Here is a 19,196-nt window from a genome sequence, read left to right as displayed (position 1 = left end):
TCCGGCGTCCCGCTGGAGCAGATCTCCCGGCTCATCGGGCACAGCGGGACCGCGGTCACCGAGGCCGTGTACCGCAAGCAGTTCAAACCCGTCCTCGACGAGGGTGCGACTGCGATGGACGACCTGTTCCCGCTGGCCGGTAGTCACTCAGTTAGTCACTCGGGGGACGACGACCCCGGAGACGAGAACAGCCCGGAACAGAGTCCGGGCTGATCAGGTGGGGTGGACCTCCGTAGAGAGTTTGAGAACCCCTGCCCACACCTGAAAACCTTGTCTTTGCGCAGGTCACGAGGCTTCTACAACCAGGACCAGCGCTCCCCCGAGCCCACCGTTTCCGATTCCAGGGGTCGAGTGGTGCGATCACTTGGGATGGCTCAAACCCTCCTTCGCCCGGAGCAGGTCGACGATCTGGTGGCGCAGTACCGCGAGGGCGCAACGCTCGTGGAACTGGCATCCGTGTTCGGCGTGAACCGCCGCACGGTCGCCACCCACCTCACCCGGCGGGAGGTGACGATCCGCCGTGGACGGTTCGATCCCTCCCGCATCCACGAAGCAGCCGACCTCTACCTCAGCGGGTTGACGCTGGTAGAGGTCGGCGTGAAGGTTGGGGCGGGGCCTCAGGCTGTCCGGCGAGCGCTCGCTTCGCACGGCATCATGATCCGGCCTGGCGGGCGCTGTGGTTCTCGCATCACGGCATCCACTGCCGTGGGCGGTTGAGCCTAGACACGAAGGGCTGGCTCACGCAGGCTCGCCTCGACGCGCGAGTCGTGGCGCTGGTGACGACGGACCACAGCCTCGCGCAGGCGCGCACGTATGAGCAGAGCGACGCTCACGGGTCCCATGATGATGAACTTGAGCGCGTTCCAGCATGCCCACAGCACGATGAGGTGGAGCCAGCCGGGGCCGCCGTCGGCTGCCGAGCCAGAGCAGATGCTGGCGATCAGGATGTACGGAAGCGCGACCAGCATCGCGGGTATCCCCCACTTGAGTCCGCGGCGGGTGCGGATGGCAGCGAGCAGGCGGTTGCTCGGCATGTAGCGGTGCAGGTAGTCGCGGGTGCGAACGCTGAGCGTCCAGATAGGGCGGAACATGGCGGGCCTCTCGTCACACGTGTTACTCCGTCGAGGAGGCAGAACGTGTGTGAGTGCCCGAAGGCTGCCCCGGAGGACCCGCAATATGAGGAGAACCTGCCTCACCATCCACTGTACGCCGGGGTCGGCGTTCACGGAACCCTTCGCTCCCGCGTTGCCGCGCGCACCTCTCTGTAGGGAGTGAGAGGAGGCGGCGATGACGATTTTGAGCCAGGTACTCCAGGACGAGCGCACGGCGCGGATGGCGCTGTCGATGCTCGTTGAACCGGACGATGCCGTGACCGGTCGCCTCCTGGGCGAGCTCGGTGCGCTTGAGCTGTTTCGGCTCGCCGAGGGGGAAGACGCGGTGCCGGGGCTCAGTACCGTTGACGCTCAGGTGTGGCGTGCCCAGTTCCAGCGCTCAGATGCTCGGACACTTGAACAGAACCTCGTCGGAGCCGAGCGCGCCGATATCGGCACGCTGATTCCCGGCGACAAAGAATGGCCTTCCGCGCTCGACGATCTTGGCGACCGACGGCCGTACGTCCTCTGGACTCGTGGCACGACATCGTTCCTCGCACGACCGCTCAACGATCTCGTCACGATCACCGGCGCGAGGGCCTCGACCTCCTACGGCGAGCATGTGGCCGGGCAGCTTGCCTCCGACCTCGCCAGCGCTGAGCGGATCATCGTGGCCGGCGGTGCGTACGGCATCGAAGGTGCTGCTCATCGAGCGGCCCTCGCGTCAGGCGGCGACACGATCGCGGTCGTGGCGAACGGCGTTGATCGCCCCTACCCGATGGGTCACCGTGAACTGCTTGAGCGGGTGGCCGACCTCGGCCTCATGGTCGGCGAGGTTCCACCTGGCGCAGTGCCGACGCGCCACCGCTTCATGGCTCGGGCGCGGGTTATGGCTGCACTCTCCGCAGCGACCCTCGTGGTTGAGGCCGGCGCTCGCTCTGGATCAATGACCGTCGCCCGCCGCGCGCACGAACTTGGCCGCACTGTCGGAGCTGTTCCCGGCCCGGTGACCAGCGCGACGAGTGTTGGACCGAATCGTCTGATCCGCGACAGAATCGCTTCCCTAGTCGCAGACAGCTCGGACCTGGCTGGCTTGGCGAACCCCGGTAGGACGCCGCAAGTAGAGCTCGGCCGGGAGCACGACGGCCCGACCGCGTCGGCAACACGCACGCTGTGAGTGTGGCGGTCGGCGCGGGGTTCCTGCCGCTGAACTACTCGGTATTTCCGACAGCAGGCGAAGGCAGACTCGTATCCTCCGCTTCGGCCAACACGAAGTGGTGCCTGGGCCCGGAGGGTGCGTGCGGCAGCGCGACGAGGTGTGTCCCGGAGACTGTGGATGGCAGCTGTTGCAAGTGGAGGCCGATCATGTTGACGAGCGTCGCAGCGACGGCTGCCAGGTCTGCGGCTGAACCGTGGAAGGTGGGCACGGAGCACCCTCTCGTTGGTATCAGTTCGTCCCCGTCGGCCACCTCCCGCCAGAGCGGATGGTAGAGCTCCAGCTCACCGTCGGCGAGTACCGCGCGACCCGCGCATGCGTCGATCCCTGATGGCGTCAGAGTGGAGTCAGGTGCGCTGATGTTGGCGATGCCGAGGGTGCCAGAACTGGCGTCGGTCGCGATCTGGGCAATGAGGGCTTTGCGCTCGACGCCGACAAGTGTGTCGAGGTACGTGGTCACGCTGTGGCTCACGGTCGCATCGATGATGAGATCGGCTGCCAGGAGATCGGCGAGGTCTGGCACGCTCCCCTCGGCGACGGAGATCGTGAGGTCGTCGCGGAGCGAGCGCAGCCGTGTCACGAGAGCATCGGCTTTCGTCTGTCCGATGTCGGCTTCGGTGTAGTTCTGTCGTACGAGGAGTCCGCCGGTGATGACTCCCGGGTCGCAGACGGTGATACCCGCCGCCCCGGCGCGTGCGATGAACTCGGCCGCCCATGATCCCAGCCCGCCGCACCCCCAGATGTGAACAGTCTTTCCCTGGTAGCCGTTGACGGGTCGGCGTTCGTCGCGCCGCGTCGTGACTGCTTGCCGTTCGTCGGACATGTTGCACCATTCAATGGGGATTTCGGCGTTGATGCTCGCGGGATCAAGGTTGATCGCGGTGCCGTGCTTCTTAGCGACGCGTCGCAGTGCATCGGCGGTCGTCGCGTGGAGGCGTCCGCCGAGCAGGTGATGTGGACCGCCAGCGGGATGGGGAACCGCGAGGACGAAGTATTGCTCCTCGCCATCGGGGTTTCTGAGAGCACTGGCCAGAAGGGAGGTGATGAACGCCGACGATTGAGCCGCTACTCGTGGAGGCTGGCCTCCGGCCCGGTCGAGATACGGATCATCCAGGAGCGCAAGGAACAACGCGAAAGTCGATGCGGCACCGAAGGGCATGTCGCTCGCGAGGGTGAAGACGGGCGTGCGATGTCCATCTCCCTCGGTCGAGTAGGTGAGATCGTACCGATGGGTCGAGCGGGCGATGAGCTGAGCGATCTGCCGTGGCTTCGTTGGGCCAGGCTCGCGGACCACGATGGTCGGGGTGTCGTCCGCGTGGTGGAGCACGCCGCCGACCGCGTGATACATCGCGGTCGAAGGGTCGAACTTTCCACCAGCGGCGTCAGTGAGCCAGCCCCACAGACGGTTGAGGAACCCAGCCATTCCTTCCAACGGACGCCACTCGCGCGAAGGATCGAGGTAGACGCAAAGCCGTTGCCCCTGGAGAACATGTGGAAAGCCGAGGAAGCGTGGGTGGTCAACCTCGACGCTCGGCGGAACGAACATCGAGGGTCGAATCTGGAGGATGAACTCCTCGTAGTTCTCAAGCACGAGACCCGCGGAACTTTGCAGGATATTGGCTGTGTTGAGCCTGACCCGGACGCTGGCATGGCTCTCTGCGTCGAGTTTGGGTTGCTGGACGATCCGCAGGTCGTCGGGCCTGTCTTTGGCGAGCGCCCTCAGTTCGTCAACGAGCTGTTTCTGCCATGCCGACAGCGTGCCCCGCTTTCGACGGCTCATCCCGCGCGGCCAGACCGCCCCACGGTAGTAGCCGGTACCGGCCCTGCGGGGAACTTGGTGCTGCTCGACGACGTTGCCGGGGCCTTGAACGCATCGCCGAAGATGCCCTGCCACAGCTCAACGCTGCGGTCCTTGTTCTCCTCGTTGGAACGGTTCTGAACCCATCTCAGGTAGCTGACCGGTCACCCCGGCGCTGTCCAGTTGTGCGCCCACCTCAAGCTGACCACCGGGCACATTGCCTCCGGCGTCGGGCGGATTTGCGGGAACTACAACCATGTAACTATTCTACGCCGCCGCTCCGACACCCCCACTGGCTCAGGTCACAGCGAGCGACCCAGCGGCCCGTGCTCAACCGGCCGAGGCCCGCTATGCCCCGTACGCGTACCAGCGGCTTCGGTCGCCTGCGTGACTGCGGATCGCGCTCGTGCGGCGTCGATCTTCTGTGCGGCCGACTCGGGTGGCGCGCCGAGTGGTGTGTCGTCGGTGATGCGGTAGCGGTCGCGGTAGGCGGCGACCACGCGCGCTGACTTGCGCCAGGTGGCGGCTCGTCGCCGGTCGTTCGGCTGCGTTCCAAGTGCGTTTGTCCATCGTGCATTTTCGGTGAGCGCAGCTTCGAGTACAGCGTCGGCGCGTGCCTCGATCAGTTCCTCTCGCTCGTCGAGAGCCGCTCGCATCTCAACGTCGATGACGCCGTGCGCCGATGGGATGAGGCCGGCGATCAGTCGCGCTGGCTTGCGAGTCCTGCCCGAGCCTGCGGGACGGGTGGTGGCCCGCTCGACGCGGTAGTGGAGGACGGCGGCGATGTCGTCCGCGTCACCAAACCCGCGCGCGGCCACAAGGCGCGGCAGCAACACATCGACGTTGTGATGATTGGCCTCGGCGCGTCGGAGTTCGGCCGCGAGCGGGCCGAACGCCTCGGACCCGACGGCGCTCTCGGCCTGTGCGTCGGTGAGCCCGGAGCCGCGGATGAGGGTTGCCCAGCGATCATGCTGGGCTGCGGCGGCGATGGTCTCGTATTCGGCGGCGAGTTGAGCGATCGAGCCCCATTGTTCCTGCTCAGCCACGATGGTCTCGTGCGCCGAGAGTTCGGCCCCACTGTGCTGCAGGACGCCATGAAGCACGCTTCGCGCGGTGGCATGCGGGTCATCGCCAGGGTGCGGCTGCGCGTGGTCGTCGGCGCGGTCGAGGGTCACGTAGGCGTAGTTCGAGTGCCGTCCCCGGGTCATCGCGACGTAGAAGGTCTCCCTCGTCGAGGTCGGTTCCACCAACACATGCGCGGTGTCGGTCGTGATGCCTTGGGCGCGGTAGGCCGTGACTGCGTAGCCGAGATCGACATGCTCGGCCACGTACGAGGCCGGGAGGACGATGGTGCCGCCGAACCTGCGCCCACGCCCGCGAGCCGTGATGGTCCCGTCGTCGCGGACGGTGGTGCCGGTCCCGTAGTCGCGTGCGATGGTGATGGTCCCGTCGTCGCCGATAGCGGTGATGGTCCAGATGTCGCCGTTGCGCACCCAGTCCCGCCCGGCCAGGGTACGGAGGTTCCGGTTGTTGAGGCGCGTGATGATGGTGTCGCCGACGCCTGCGGCGGTGCCGTCGCGCAGCTCGACCTCACGTTCGGGCGTCAGCGTCTTGTTGAGGATCAGGTCGGCACGGGCGCGACCGTTCAGCGTGGTCACGTCTTCGTGGGTTTCGGCGATCAGCACCGATACCAGGCCCGCATCGCGGTCGGCGCGCCAGGCGTTGTAGGCCGCATCGGTCATGGCTTCGGCGTCCCCCTCAGTGATGCGCTCGTGGGCGAGATAGGTGTCGATAGCCGCCGTGCGCCCCTGACGTAGTTCGAGCGAGGCGGTCTTCTCCCAGGCGTCGGTGAAACGGTGAACGTCGACCAGCTCGGGGGTGTCAGCCCGGTCTCTGGCGATCATCGCGAACGCGCCGCCGGCGTCCACGGACTGCAGTTGGGCGTAGTCGCCGACTAGCAGGACCTTCGCGCCCGCGTCTTGAGCGAGGTGGGTGATGCGGTCCAGTGACAGGGTGCCGGCGAGGGAGGCTTCATCAATGATGACGAGCTGGCCCGCCTCGAGCGTCGTGCCGTGGATGAGGTGGTTCTGCCACCACTTCGCCGTGTTCTCAGCACCGATCCCGAGATCATCGGCGAGAACCTGGGCAGCGACCGCTGACGGCGCGAGACCGATGACTGAACCGGAGCCGTGCTCGGCTTCCCACGCTCGTCGGAGCGCGTTCATGGCGGTGGTCTTGCCCGCCCCGGCGGGGCCGACCAGCACGTCGAGCATCCGTCCCGACACCGCGATGCAGGTCAAGGCGTCGGCTTGGTCGTCGCCGAGCATCCGGCCATCCGCGTCGGGGCTGCGCGTGATATCCTCAACGGTTGCCAGCGGCACCGTCGGTCCGCCGAGGTTGGCAGCTCGTTCGAGGAGTCTGTTTTCGGCCGCGAGCTGGGCCTCGGAGGTGAACACGGTCGAGCTCTTCGGACGGAACACCGAGGTGCCGTCGGGCCGGCGGAACACGACCGGCGATGCCGCGAGTTCAGGCGGTGTCAGGCGGAGCGAGACGAGTTCGGCGGCGTCGGCGACCATCCCGACGATGGCTTCCCGGTCCCGCATAGTGGCGAACCGCCACCCCATCGTCTGCCTGGATGCCTCGGCCATGAGATTCCACCGCCGCCAGGTCGAACGCTTCTCACCGACCACCTCGACGACCGAACGCCCCAGCTCGCCTATCACGTCGAGCGGCACGTCGTCGGCACGCAGCAGGAGCGGCTTGTCGTTGTCGGTGACTTCGCGCGCCCACGTCGTCGCGTCTCTGCCGAGAGTCTTCGTTGCGCGGAATCGCCACTCCGCAGTGAGATCGGCAAGGGATCGGACCTGCTTCTCGGGGCGAGTCGCGAGTGTGGCTTGGGCTCGCAGTTTGAGGATCGTCGCGTTCGATGGTTGGCGTCCGTGCTGGGCAACGTACTCGTCGATGAGCCGGTTCTTCTCCGCGTCGATGTGGCGGGCGCGGGTGGAGAACTCCGCGACCAGCTCCTCTGGCACGCCGGTGATCGCCCACGTTGGGTTCCGGTCGCGGCCCATCTCGCGCGCCTCCCAGGAGACGCCGAAGGTGCGGGTCATGTGGTCGGCGAACACGGCTTCGTGTAGTTCGGAGAGCGCGACGACGGCGGCGTGCATCGGTCTGCCGTCGAGCGAGCGCCACTTCCCGTCGAGGACGGTCTTGGCCTTGTTGCTGATGACGACGTGCGTGTGGAGGTGGGGGTCGCCGGCGCGGGAGTCGAAGTGATCGAAGGCGGTTGCGATGAGCCCGGTGACATCGACCTGCGCAACCGCGCCGTCTCCGGCGGTTGCACCCGTGCGGGTGGCAGCAACCTCACGTTCCATGAAGGCAACCACCTCCGCAACCGCGCGATGATGCGCCTCGGCGATAAGTGCCTGCACTCCGGCATCGGCGACTGCCCACAACACTGACGCGGACTTCGGGATGGAGAAGGTGAAGTCGAAGCCCGCCACCGCACGTCGCGTGCTCCGGGCAGTCTCCTCGGCAACGATCTGCGCGACTGCCTCGCCCTTGGCGCCAGGCGTCATCGTCGGGTCGAGGTCGGCGATCCGCGCCTCGATCCGTTCGTCCTGGCTCTTGTAGGTCGGGAAGGCACGACCGAGCGGCTCGTCGGTGATCGGATCATGGCCAGTCCCCATCAGGAGCTGGAGCTGGTGCTCCGATACTCGGTCACCCACCTGAATCTCGCCCTTGCCGAGGGCCGCTACGCCCGCGCCGAGCCAACGACCAGGCGGGGTGCCTTCCTCCATGTAGTAGCGCGTGAGCGGCGTGGAGAGTGGTCTGTCCCCGTCGGCTGCCGCAACCGTCTTGAGCAGGTATTTGTAGCCATCACCCGCCGACATCACACGCATCGAAACCGTCATGCTCACCTCCGCTCCTGGCGAGCAGGTGAGCACCCGCACCCGGTGATCTCGGTCGCGGGAATGCTCGGTCAACCTCGATCTGCAAGACGCGTGTGGCCTCGGAGGGCAGTCGGAGCAGATGCGGGAGATGCGGCCTCAGGCGGTGTCGCTCGGATGGCTCAGTGGAGCACCAGGTGCGTGTCGAAGTCGTGCACCTGACAGGTGACCAGCTCGACATCAGCTTCGTGACGAGGCGATGCCGGGAACGACCGTCACCGGAGCGCACTTCATGCACGACCTCGACGCCAGCGGCGACTCAGAACTCAGGATCGGGTCGCTGTTCAGCGGCTACGGCGGCCTCGACCTTGCTGTCGAGCACGTCTTCAACGCCAAGACCGTGTGGTTCTCCGAACTCAACGAGCCTGTCGCCCGCGTCTTCTCCAACCACTGGCCCGGCGCGCCGAACCTCGGCGACATCACGACCATCGACTGGAGCCGGGTCGAGCCCGTGGACATCCTCATCGGTGGGTTCCCCTGCCAAGACGTGTCCACCGTCGGCAAGCGCGCCGGCCTCGCGCCAGGAACACGCTCGGGGCTCTGGGCACACATGGCCGTGGCCATCGACGCGCTCCAACCCGAATGAGTCGTCATCGAGAACGTCCGCGGGCTGCTGTCCTCACCCGCGATACGGCCACCCTCAGAAGGAGACGACTATGACCGACCCAACCCGGACGATGCAACCCCCGACGGCGCAACCCTTCGCGGCATGGAACCCGACCCGTGGCATCTGGGAGACAACGCAGCTCGACCTCTACGGGCTCTCGGCGCCGTTCTCGGCGATCTGGCCGACCTGCGGCTGGATGCACGATGGATCGGCCTACCGGCTTCCCTTGTCGGCGCTCCTCACCAACGCTTCCGCATCTTCGCCCTCGCCCGGCGCACTGTTCCGCACCCCGCTGGCAACGGACTCATCGCGCGGCGGGGAGACTCTCGACCAGGTGCGAGCGAGGCGCGGGACGATCGCGCTGTCGCACCAGATCATCGACTTCGCGCTCCACGGACCGGCTGGCTCACCGAGCAAAAGAGCCGAGTCGGAGACGCTGTGGTCCCTGATCGACGGACTGTTCAGCGCTGGGGACGCTACGCCGACGCCATCGCCCGGTGGGAACACATCACCGGACGCCCCGCGCCAGCGCCAGCCCTCCTGAACGACGCGGACGGCCCCCGCCCAGCACCCGCGTTCGTGGAGTGGCTCATGAGTCTGCCGACTGGATGGGTCACCGGTACTGACCAGCTGACGCAGAATCAACAGATCACCGCGCTCGGCAACGGAGTGCTTCCGCTGCACGCTGTCGCTGCTCTGCGGACGCTGAAACTCTCGGGACGATCGTGCGATCTCTAGTTGTCGTGCGATGCGGCGGGCAGCAGTGCCGATAGTTCGGGGGTGCCGTAGGTGAGGAAGACCAGGTCAGCGTCGTCGCTCTCATCCCAGGTAGCACGGTCGAACGTCACCGGCAGCGGGGCGAGCGGCGACGGGTCGAAGTATTCCTCGATGTCGTGCACGCCATCGTCTTTTTGGAAGGACAGAGCTGAGAGTGCCTCCGCCGCAGGCTTGAGCCAATACACCCGAGGACGGGAAGGGTCGGGCTCGAAGGCATCACTGGTTAGGCCGTTCGCGGTGAGTACGCGTTCCAGGTCTCGCAGAGATGTACCGCCCTCCAGCGTTGGCGGCTGCTTGATCCGACCGCCACTGCCGGGTTCGCCCATGTCGTCGTTGCCGACAGGCTCACTCTTGATGTCCTCTACCTGCTGGCGAATCTGTCCGACTTCGGAGTCGATCTCGGTGGTCGTTGCGTGGCCAGTCAGCGCCAGACGCTCGATAGCCTTCTCGATATTGCCGAGCACTGGGGCTGCATCGCCCACGATGTCGGTGAAGTCGCCATAGTCCTCGGCGATGCCCTTGTACACCTGCTCCTCAACGGTGTCAGCGTAGAAATAGTTGCTGATGCGGATGTCCTTGTGCGACGCGCCGATGCGATCGACGCGCCCGATTCGCTGCTCGACACGCATGAGGTTCCAGGGCATGTCGTAGTTGATGAGTCGCCCGGACGTTTGCAGGTTCAGACCTTCACTCATGGAGTCTGTACCGATGAGGACTTCAAGCTCGCCACTGCGGAACCTGGTCTTGATCTCCGACTTCGTAACCTCGGTCCAGCTTCCAGACTCTACGTTGTAGACCTCACCACCCCGGCCCGAGTAGCTGCCGAGGCGGCGGTACCCCGCCGTGAGCAGCCGGTCACGGACGTAGTCCATCGTGTCGGCATACTGCGTGAAGACAACCACCGACGAGTACGTGTTCAGCGCCTCGGTCACGTCGGCAACGAGTTTGCTGGCCTTGCTGTCTTCGCCAGTGATGCTGTCCAGGTCTTGGAGGAACGACTTGAGTTCGGCGATCTCATCGCGGAGCCGGTCGGCCCTCGTGTCGAACACCTCCGGCTCGAACAGTGAGCCTTCGACATCCACGTTGTCGTCATCAGTGAGAAGCTCAGCGAGGTTCTTGCCGTCCTCCAGCACACTCAGCCGACGGCGAAGAGACCGTTTGATCGCTTCGAACGAGGAGGTCAGTCGGCGGCGATAGACGGTCATGATGAACCCGAGTGCCTGACTGCCAGCCTCGGCCATGTAAGCGTTGTAGTGTCGGTGGATGTACTCCTCGATCCGCTCGTACAGGCGTCGCTCGTTCGGTTGTAGCGGGATGAACTCGTCCTTGACGTGGCGATACGGGATCACCACGTCGTCAGGGATGATCCCGGCTGCCTGGTAGTCGCGCATGGTCTTTCGGGTGTTGCGGAAGACACGATCCCGCATCGGAGTGTGGCGACGGAGCCACTTGTCCATCCACTCGGAGGTCTCGTTCGGGAACTTGGCCTTCAGGTCCGCGCTCGGCGGGTTCCCGGCTAGAGCCGTGACCACGTACGCGCCCGTCCAGCCGAGTGCGTCGTCGATCTCCTGTTCGAGGTCAGCGTCCCGCTCGGCCTGCGGGTCGGCGAAGTAGTCCTCCAGCATCGAGCACAACAGGTCCCAGTGCCGGTGCATCGGGTCGATTGCCAGCAGCTTGAAGTACCGAATGAAGTCCTCGGCGCTGACGCCCCACCGACCCTTGAGCCCGAGCAGGGAGATCAAGTCCCAGGCTTCATGTGGGTTCATCTGCATCGGTGTTGCCGTGGCGAGGTACAGCGCCCGCCACATCTCCGTGTCGCGCATCTCTTGAAGTAGCGCCAGCAAGGAGTTCGGAGTGTCGGTCGGCTTGGAGCCGCGGCGACGGGCGTGATGCGCCTCGTCAACCAGGACAACATCCCACGGACCCGCGTCGAGTATCTGCCGCCGGCGGTCGCGACGGCGAGCAAGGTGCGACGAAGCGAGCACGATGGGAAACGCGGACCACGGATTCGCGTTCGGATCGACCGGGATCGGCACATCGTAACGATCTACGAACGCACCCTTGTCGAAGCGGGCAACATCGAGGTTCATCTTCTCGTGGAGTTCCTCTTGCCACTGCTTCATCACGGAGGCGGGGACAAGCAGCAGCGCCTTCTTCGCCCGGCCTGATGTGAAGAGTTCGCGGAGGACCATGCCCGCTTCCACGGTCTTGCCGAGACCAACCTCGTCCGCGAGCAGGTAGCCGCGCGGGTAGGTGCTCACGACACGGCTGATGAGCTCCGCTTGGTGTGGGAGAGGCCGCGCCCATGCCGTTCCGACGCCCGTCCAGGGTGATTCGGTTGGTGCGTCGCGCAGTGCGACGAGCTCGTCCCATGCTGCCTCGACATCGAACTCCTCGGTGTCGTCTTCGGACGAGGTCGGAGCATCCAAAGGCGGCAACACAACGCCGGGTGGAAGCGGCGGGGCCTCGGGAGCGTGCTCGATGAGGTGCTTCCGCACGGCCGACGGCAGGTCTATGACTGCCCAACCTGCGTCTGCGTTGTCGGTCCAGTGCTTCTCGAAGTCGAGCACCTTGTGGACACCCAGGTAGTCCCAGATCGGCACATTCCAGGATGGGTAGGCGTCGAACGTCTCATGGTTCCTCGCCCAGGCCGTCACTGATGAGTTGTTCGATCCGTTGAAGGCGACTCGATTCCCGTACCGATCCGCGAATATGCCGTACTTGGTGTGGAAGTATCGTCCCGACTGTAGGTGCGTCAGCAGCTCACCGTCTTCTCCCCTTGGGACACCGACGCGAATCTCAAGCCTGTCCTTGGCGACCATCCACGCAAGCACGCTCAGATGTTCGCTCTGCACGATCCGCGCTCCGGCAAGGTCCGGGTCAGCGAGCAGCCTCGCCGCCACTACGTCGTCGAGCGGCTTGCCCTCGATGACGGCGTTCACGTCTCGCTGTGCGAGTTGCGCACCGACGATCAGGCGCATCTTCCCGCCGTTCGCGAGGAAGTGGGCTGTGCCCTGCGCTGCGTACTGAAGCTCGGACGCTGACCAGTAGCCCACGGCTCTGTCGTAGGTCACCGCCCGAGACAGCAACGGTAGATAGAACGTCTCAAACGGACGGTCATCTGGCGAGTAGGTTGCTCCAAGATCAACCGTCTGGAACGAATCCGGTGATGAAATGGAGTCGCCCGAAGACAGCTCAGGACTCGCCGGTCCGCCAGGTGGCGCCGGCGAGCCAGGTGATAGAGCGTCGCTGTCGTCCGGGGTCATGTCACTCCACGTCGAACAACGTGTTCTCATTGGCGTCTGTCGGTGCGGCCATCTCCTCCGCCTCCGGCAGAACAACATCATCGAAGTAGAGGGTGCAGAGTGTGTCGATGAGCCCAGCCTCCGGCACCACCCAAGCACCTTTGATCTTGGTACGTGGGATCGCGTTCGCCAGACCTTGAAGGGTGGAAATGAACCCGGCGTCGCTGGTGTATCCATGACGATCGAGGAACCGCTTTGCAGCCTGCTGGCCGTCCACCTCGGCAATGTAGAGCGCAGTGTCAACAGCGTCGATAACGAACTCGAACGACGACGCTTCCGGTGTCACGCCAGGCAGTCCAGAGTCTGCTTCCCGACGTAGTCGCTCCTTGGGGGTCAAGAGTTTGACCTTGCCAGATGCCTTCGAGACGATCTTCGCGCGTTCCAGTTCATCGACATCCAACCCGCCTACTGCGAGGGCGAGTAGGCGTGCCGTGTCGAAGGGGAACTCGCGCGCACCGAACGTGTCCCACGCCAAGAGAACAAAGTCGGTGAGGCCATCCACCTTTGCGGCCTGTCCGACGAGGCGGGAACGACGAAGGTCCACAATCTCCTCGCGCGCCAGAGCCAGGGCGTCCTCGGGCCGGAGCAACTGGTCCCGTCCATCAGCGTCCGGAGTAGAAGAGTAGACGGGCCAGTTCTGTGAGATCACGGACAGCGTTGGGCCGTATGTCGAGAGGAGAAGGTCAACGCCGTCAATCCCATCATGTTGGAATCGCGTGGCGGCTTCGCGCGCCGCTTGGCGGATGTCGTGCTCGATGTCATCGAGATAGACCTTGTGATCGTCATCGCGGTCGGCACGCTTACGACAGACCAGCATGATCGTCGAAGCGGCAGAGTTCATGTTGGCTTGATGGAGCGAGACCTCGGCTTCTGTGTTCACCGGCCAAGAAGTTTCGATGGTGAAGCCGGCCTGAAGAAGACCCATACCCAGGGTGTCCCAGGCTTCGGCGCGCTTGTGTGTGAACATGACGGACAGGACGCCGTCTTCAGCGAGAACCCGCCGCGATTCGGAGAAGATGGATGTCATCTTCGCCTCGTAGTCCAGGTCGGCGAGTGCCTTCTTCCGCTTCCCCATCATCGCGAACCGGGCGGGATTGGCAACCGCCTCGTTGTCCTTGTCGGTGAGGTCATCGTGAAAGTAGTCCGGTACGAGACGCCCGAGCGTTCTCTTCTCCCAGACGTAGAAGTAATCAGCGAGTTCGGCGTACATCACGTTGTCGTAGTACGGCGGGTCCATGCAGATGTGAGTCACAGAGCCATCACCGAGCGTGAGACTCGCTGCGCTGCCCTGGGTGACAGTGACCTGGCGCTCAAGGCGCTCGGTCTTGCCCAGCTCCGCGGCACCGGTCTCATCCAGAAGGCGCGCGATCCCGCCGTATGCATCCTCCAATTGGTCGAGGCACCATGAGTACAGTGCCGTGGCACCCTCGAACTCTGCGAACGTCCACTTGAAAGCGAAGTCGTGTCGGTCGAAGACGCTCCTCATCTTCTGGCGTGACACGTCCCAGGACGAGAGGCGCGAGTTCCAGTTGAGCGCCTTGCCTTGCATAAGCGCCAACTCGAACAGAACATCTCCTGCTCCCGCGCCGAGTTCGTCTCGCACTTCGGGGATCAGCCGGGCGAACTCCTCGCCGAACGTGCCATGGACCAGCGCCTGCCTGGGCGTGTAGAAGTCGATCCAGCGTTCGAGACCGTAGTTCTTCGGGCGGAGGTCGTTGCCGTCGGGGAACTCCTCGGTGGGAAGGATGCCGCTCGCAAGCCATGCATCCTTGACTTGACCAAAGTGGCGACCCGCTGCGTCAAGTGCTTCGCGGTCGCGCTCGTTAGGCGCCCTGAACGTGCGCTCGCCTGACGGCTTGCGAACGGCGACAGCGTAAAGGACTTGTGTCATCTGGCCGCTCTGGGCCGCCTCTTTGATGTAGTTCCCCTCGATAACCAAGTTGTCGTATGGGGAGACCGCTTTGCCGCGCGCCATGGTGCCAGTGCTGGCATCAAGCTTGTCTACGGCGCGACCGAGTGTGACCTCGAAGTGCGGTTCCCGAAGCTCTGTTCCGTCGATAGACGTGACCATTCGGACTGCGGCCTCCTTCCCCGCTGTCTTCCGGAGCCACTTGTCTGTCAGCAGCGGCACGAGCCGACCCGTACGCGGACACGGAACAGCGTTCGCCCAGACGTAGGCGATGACGCTCTCCCCTTCGTTGAGCGGGAAGAACTCCTTGAGTCGCTTCTCCACTCGCTTGACGAGCACGTCGCCCCACTTCCTGATGTCAGGGAGGAGGTCGAGACCGCGGGTTGCAGGTATCTCGACGCCTGCCTTCAGCACGCTAGCGGCGACTCCATTGAGGTCGTTGGCGACGACAGGCAGCCCAAGCCGGCTCGCAGCCCAAGGAATTGATCCTCCACCGGCGGTCGGGTCAGCAACGGTCGGAAGCTCGCCCCATGTGCGACGAAGAACGGAGTGAAGCAGATCGATGTCTGAGCGCGACACTGCGTTTCGGAACGCCTGATGGTAGCCGTACCCGTTGCCCTGCAACTTCACGCCAGCAGCGTTGGCGGCATCGATCATGCGCCGTCCCTTGACGGGGTCCCCCAGGATACCGACGAGGCGAAGTAGCCATGCCCTGTAGGCCAATTCACTGCGTACTTCCGGCGCGTCTGGGAACGATTCGGCCAACTCTTCGGTCCATGACGGCATGACACCCGCGAGTGCGACGGCGGCGGAGGCTACAAGTGGTCGACGAGCCCACCAGATGTGAAGGAACGAGAGCGGTGGCAAGGCGGAGGCGGCTCCGCGCTCTCGCCGCGACTCGATTCCGAGTTCTGCGACGGGTAGCCAGTCCTCGATGAGGACCCGTGGTCTTGAAGTGGTCACGTCGTGTCCTTAGTCGGCGAGGAGGGTACGGAGTGCCTTGCGGGCGCGGTTGCCATCGAGTCCCATGCACTTGGAGTACCAGTAGTAGGTTTCTTCGACGCTCATGGCGTTGATTCCGGCGACGAGCGCCCGGACTCGCTCATGCTTGGCAATGGGTTGGGTCGCGAACAGGACCAGCGCAAGGCGGACTCCCTCGGCTTCGCCTAGGCGAATGGGCGCTTTACGTTTGAAAGCCAGCACGCTCGGCTGGTGTCCGGCTTTACGAACCGCGACGAACAGGGCATCAACCACGCGTCCAGCTTGGACGGGTGTGGCTGCGCTGACGGGTGCCGTGATTGAGCTGCCGTTCTCGCCGTAGCTTTCTTCAAGCGTTACGCCGAAAGCTTCGCCTCGGCCCGGCGTTACGACGAGTCGGAACCCTCGGACGCCTTCGACCAACGCGAGATGGGATGCGGGGCGGAACCTCTTGACCGCGCTCACTTGGTCACCTCGGCCGTCATGGTGGTGCTCTTCATGCCGAGGTTCTTGACGACCGTGTGAATCTGGCCAAACTGAGCATCGGTGATGTCCAGAGCGGGGGCGAAACGGAAGACGAGGGTGACCTCGCCCGCTACCTTGTTCGCTCCGGCGATGGACTTCTTCACGTGGTTGTAGGCGGACTGGAAGTCCTGGCGGTCTGCGGTGCCCTGGAACTGGACTCCGCCGTTGACTCCCTTGAACTCGGCCCGGATCGTTGCGCGCACGGTGATGCTCTGCTTTTGTAGCATGCCGAGCGCTGCCACGGCGAGGTCGATGTCGCTGGTGCCTGAGGCCTCGTCGGCGGTGACCTTCAAGGTCATCGTGCTTACCGTCGGAACCGTGAAGTCCGAAATCTGATCGAGGAGGCTCTGCATTGCCGCGCCGCCCGGGCCGGCTGCATTGAAGGTCTTCGAATTCGGAGTGCGGGTCGGCACCTCGATCTCTTGCGCGTCGGCGGCTTCCCTGCTGAGGATGCGCAGACCGTCGAGCCCCTTGTCCTTGATCGCGGAGGGCGACAGTGCCCGAACGCCAGGGCCGGGCTCTGCATCGAGGACAACGAACCACTTGTAGTCGCTGGCTTGTACCGCAGTGGCGAGCAGTTCGAGGACGTCGGTCTTGGTGGGCTCGCCGCCGCACTGGGCTTCGAGGCGGGAACGTATCTCGCCTCCGGTGAGGTCATCATTAGTGATGACGGCGCGCAAGTCGGTCTGGGTCGGCTTGCGAACGAGTAGACCTCGTGACTGTGCTTCGGAAGCAGTCATCACCTCGGCATCAGGCTTCATCTCGGGCGAGAACCCGGCCATCGTGCTTGCCGTGTAAGTCTTCCCCGTGCCTGCGTCGTAGTAGACCCAGTTCTCGTTCTTCACGCCGTTGACGATCGCTTCGCGAATCAGGTTTGGGTTGCGGACGATCTGGATCGTGTGGTCTGTCCAGAAGTAGTCGGCGATCGAGCGTGTGGTGGCGGATTTTGCAGCGTGCCAGGTCTTCGACCGGAGGTACGAGGCAGTGAACGGACTGCTCCGAATCTTGTCCTCGTCTTCGAGCAAACTCAATACCGCTGAGGTCGCATTCTTCGTGTCCCCTTGCGCCTGAGCCGGGAGCTCACGGTGGCGGAGGTACCCGGTCGCCTTGTCCCCAGAGGGAAAGTAGATGTGCTTGTAGCAGCGGGTCACCGCGATACGGGCGTTGAGCGTGGCTTCCTTGTTGTAGACCTCGACCTTCTTGCGCACCTCGTCACTGAACTGTGCGAGTCGAGCGGCGTCGCTGGCGAGGTTATTGGATGCAATCAAAGCTCGTGCTCGGTCTTTCAGCACTTCGATTTGCTCTTCATCGGGGACTGCAAACACCACAGCATTGCGGTAGGTCCGCGGGCTGCCGACGGAGCCGACCTTGTCCAGCATTTCAACGACTGCGGAAGGTGGCTGCTCTGCGCTCTTCTGCGTGACAGCCACGACGTTGTAGTCAAGTACGACCACTCGTAGCCCGGCTTCGTCGTGAACCTCGGCGGGACCCGACGGGAAGTGCACAGCTTTGGCGCCACCATCGTTGGCGAACGCGTTGCGGATGAGAGTGTCGACCATCGCCGCAACAGCAGTATTGGCGACGTTGCGCTTCTCGGTCTCGATGATGGCGTTGACGTTCGGCTCGATGTTGAAGCGCCACCGCCCGCCGTCGAACGATAGATGCCAGAAGACTTTCTCGGATTCCGTGAGTGCTTTCTCGAAGATGGCGGTGTCTTCGCCTGGGCGGAGCGTGCCGACGATCCAGTCGTTGCGGCCTGCTCCTGCGGTCGCCACCATTTCAAGCGAATGCGTGAACACGGTGCGTGCGACGCGGGTGGTGTAGGCAGGTTTGCCGGGGAAGACATCAGCGTCCACTGCTGCGGAGTGCGACTTCTTGCCTGCGAAGTCTCCCTCGGCCACAGATGCGTACTCGGCCCGTCCGAGACCATCGGTGAGATGGTTCAGCACCGGGTCGTTGTCGTAGTCGATGTCGCCAACGTTGATGATCGCGGTGTCATCGTTCGTCGCGTAGATGTGTGCGACGACTTCGGCCAGCAACTTCAGCGCACCTCGGGCTCGCTGGAACTGTGTGATGTTGCCGAGGCGCTTGTCGAGGACACGGACCAGCTCAGGGTGGAATGGGTACGTCTTGGCGACCAGCTCGCCGTAGGTCGCAGGGTGTTCGGCGCCGCCTGCCAACTGCTCGGTCTTTCCGAGTGTCTCGTACAGGCCTCGGTAGGCGTCACCAGCAGCGGTCGCAGCATCTTGATCGACTGAGGCAAAAATGCGCTTCTTGAGGATTTCGCCGATCTCATTGTCGTCGGCAGGGCGGATCACCGCGGATGGTTGCACGGCGCGGGTCAGTACATCGCCGGTCTCTTCCGCTGCTTTGACGGAGGCCGCGTTCGCTGCATCGGCCCGTTCCTTCTCGTCGCCAGTGAGGTCGCTGATCTCGGTGGTCTCTGCGCCGAACGCGTTGGTGGTCGCCGCCAGGGTGATGATGACTGAGACCCGATTGGTCGGGTCAGACGCGACCTCGAACAGGTTCCCCAGGAACACCGGGATCGCGCGGGCCATGCGACGCACGTCCTCGCTGCCCGAGGAGGACACCGCTCGCAGGTACTTGGCGATCTCGTCCACGATGACGATCGTTGGCTTGCCGCCGAAGGCCGCCTTGATGGTGCCTGTTCCCGGCGCCGTGCGCTCGGCGTCATTGGCAGCCATCACAGAGTAGGCGTCGTCACCGATCTGTGCCGCCATCTCGCCCCACAGCGTGTAGGTGCGGTGGCCATCAGTGTCGACCCCGGCGGTGGGGTCGAGAGCGTCGCCGACGAGCGCGGCAACCTGAACAGCGCCGTCCGGAAGCAGGCTTGGTTCGATGAACTCTGCGATGTTGGCGGGTCGCGCACCGCCGGCCAGGTGGTAGACCGCTGTGAGGCCGTGGGTCTTGCCACCACTGAATCGCCCTGGCTCGCGGAGAGGCTCCTGATCTAGCAAGGAGACTGGAGCTGTGGGAGCACCTCGGAAGTTCGATGAGGAGACCCGTGCCCGCGCGGTCC

At 64.4% G+C, this 19,196-nt stretch carries 11 protein-coding genes and 1 pseudogene; 5 read left to right on the top strand and 7 right to left on the bottom strand.

Translation table 11 applies throughout. The features are described from left to right. A pseudogene (locus tag ACFQE5_RS09295) lies at nucleotides 1-213 on the top strand (hypothetical protein); the annotation flags it as partial. A gap of 156 nt (nucleotides 214-369) precedes the next feature. Continuing rightward, nucleotides 370-717, top strand: a complete 348-nt coding sequence (locus tag ACFQE5_RS09290; protein ID WP_379584433.1) for a helix-turn-helix domain containing protein — start codon at nucleotides 370-372, stop codon at nucleotides 715-717. Nucleotides 718-719: 2 nt separating this feature from the next. Here ACFQE5_RS09290 and ACFQE5_RS09285 read toward each other — a convergent pair whose 3' ends face one another. Continuing rightward, nucleotides 720-1,091, bottom strand: coding sequence for a sulfate permease (locus tag ACFQE5_RS09285; RefSeq protein WP_379584432.1), 372 nt, complete (start codon nucleotides 1,089-1,091; stop codon nucleotides 720-722). A gap of 196 nt (nucleotides 1,092-1,287) precedes the next feature. Between ACFQE5_RS09285 and ACFQE5_RS09280 the strand changes: the two genes are divergently transcribed. Next, nucleotides 1,288-2,268 (top strand): DNA-processing protein DprA, encoded by a 981-nt coding sequence (locus ACFQE5_RS09280; protein ID WP_379584431.1) that lies wholly within the window; start codon nucleotides 1,288-1,290, stop codon nucleotides 2,266-2,268. Between the two features lie 34 nt (nucleotides 2,269-2,302). Here the strand turns inward: ACFQE5_RS09280 and ACFQE5_RS09275 are convergent, their stop codons facing one another. Together ACFQE5_RS09275 and mobF are read right to left on the bottom strand one after the other, a co-directional pair. Further along, nucleotides 2,303-4,201 carry a ThiF family adenylyltransferase gene (locus ACFQE5_RS09275; RefSeq protein WP_379584430.1) on the bottom strand — a complete coding sequence of 633 codons (1,899 nt, stop codon included), beginning with the start codon at nucleotides 4,199-4,201 and terminating at the stop codon, nucleotides 2,303-2,305. A gap of 206 nt (nucleotides 4,202-4,407) precedes the next feature. Further along, complete coding sequence (gene mobF / locus ACFQE5_RS09270; protein WP_379584434.1) at nucleotides 4,408-8,019, bottom strand: MobF family relaxase; 3,612 nt, start codon at nucleotides 8,017-8,019, stop codon at nucleotides 4,408-4,410. A 268-nt stretch (nucleotides 8,020-8,287) separates the two neighbouring features. On the opposite strand from mobF, the gene ACFQE5_RS09265 reads away from it, so the two are divergent. Together ACFQE5_RS09265 and ACFQE5_RS09260 are read left to right on the top strand one after the other, a co-directional pair. Then, on the top strand, nucleotides 8,288-8,641 hold the full coding sequence (locus ACFQE5_RS09265; RefSeq protein ID WP_379584429.1) for a DNA cytosine methyltransferase: 354 nt from the start codon (nucleotides 8,288-8,290) through the stop codon (nucleotides 8,639-8,641). Nucleotides 8,642-8,711: 70 nt separating this feature from the next. Then, the gene (locus ACFQE5_RS09260) at nucleotides 8,712-9,206 is read left to right on the top strand and encodes a hypothetical protein (RefSeq protein ID WP_379584428.1); all 495 of its coding nucleotides are present in this window, start codon (nucleotides 8,712-8,714) and stop codon (nucleotides 9,204-9,206) included. 190 nt (nucleotides 9,207-9,396) lie between these two features. On the opposite strand, the gene ACFQE5_RS09255 is transcribed toward ACFQE5_RS09260, so the two are convergent. Genes ACFQE5_RS09255 through ACFQE5_RS09240 form a run of 4 tightly spaced genes read right to left on the bottom strand, consistent with a single transcriptional unit; the run spans nucleotide 9,397 to nucleotide 19,134 of the window. Continuing rightward, a complete protein-coding gene (locus tag ACFQE5_RS09255; protein ID WP_379584427.1) occupies nucleotides 9,397-12,705 on the bottom strand; it encodes a DEAD/DEAH box helicase in 3,309 nt (1,102 codons plus the stop codon). Nucleotide 12,706: 1 nt separating this feature from the next. Then, entirely contained in the window at nucleotides 12,707-15,616 is a 2,910-nt protein-coding gene (locus ACFQE5_RS09250; RefSeq protein WP_379584426.1) for a DUF1156 domain-containing protein, read from the bottom strand. Nucleotides 15,617-15,625: 9 nt separating this feature from the next. Further along, nucleotides 15,626-16,096 carry a DUF7680 family protein gene (locus tag ACFQE5_RS09245; protein WP_379584425.1) on the bottom strand — a complete coding sequence of 157 codons (471 nt, stop codon included), beginning with the start codon at nucleotides 16,094-16,096 and terminating at the stop codon, nucleotides 15,626-15,628. Further along, on the bottom strand, nucleotides 16,093-19,134 hold the full coding sequence (locus ACFQE5_RS09240) for an ATP-binding protein (protein ID WP_379584424.1): 3,042 nt from the start codon (nucleotides 19,132-19,134) through the stop codon (nucleotides 16,093-16,095). The genes ACFQE5_RS09245 and ACFQE5_RS09240 overlap by 4 nt, the downstream gene beginning before the upstream one ends. Nucleotides 19,135-19,196: the final 62 nt, after the last annotated feature.

This window comes from Pseudonocardia hispaniensis, from assembly GCF_042658695.1.
GTDB classification, from domain to species: domain Bacteria; phylum Actinomycetota; class Actinomycetes; order Mycobacteriales; family Pseudonocardiaceae; genus Pseudonocardia; species Pseudonocardia hispaniensis.
The sequence above is the reverse complement of the archived record's forward strand: the minus strand, read 5'-3'. Positions and strand labels throughout refer to the sequence as shown.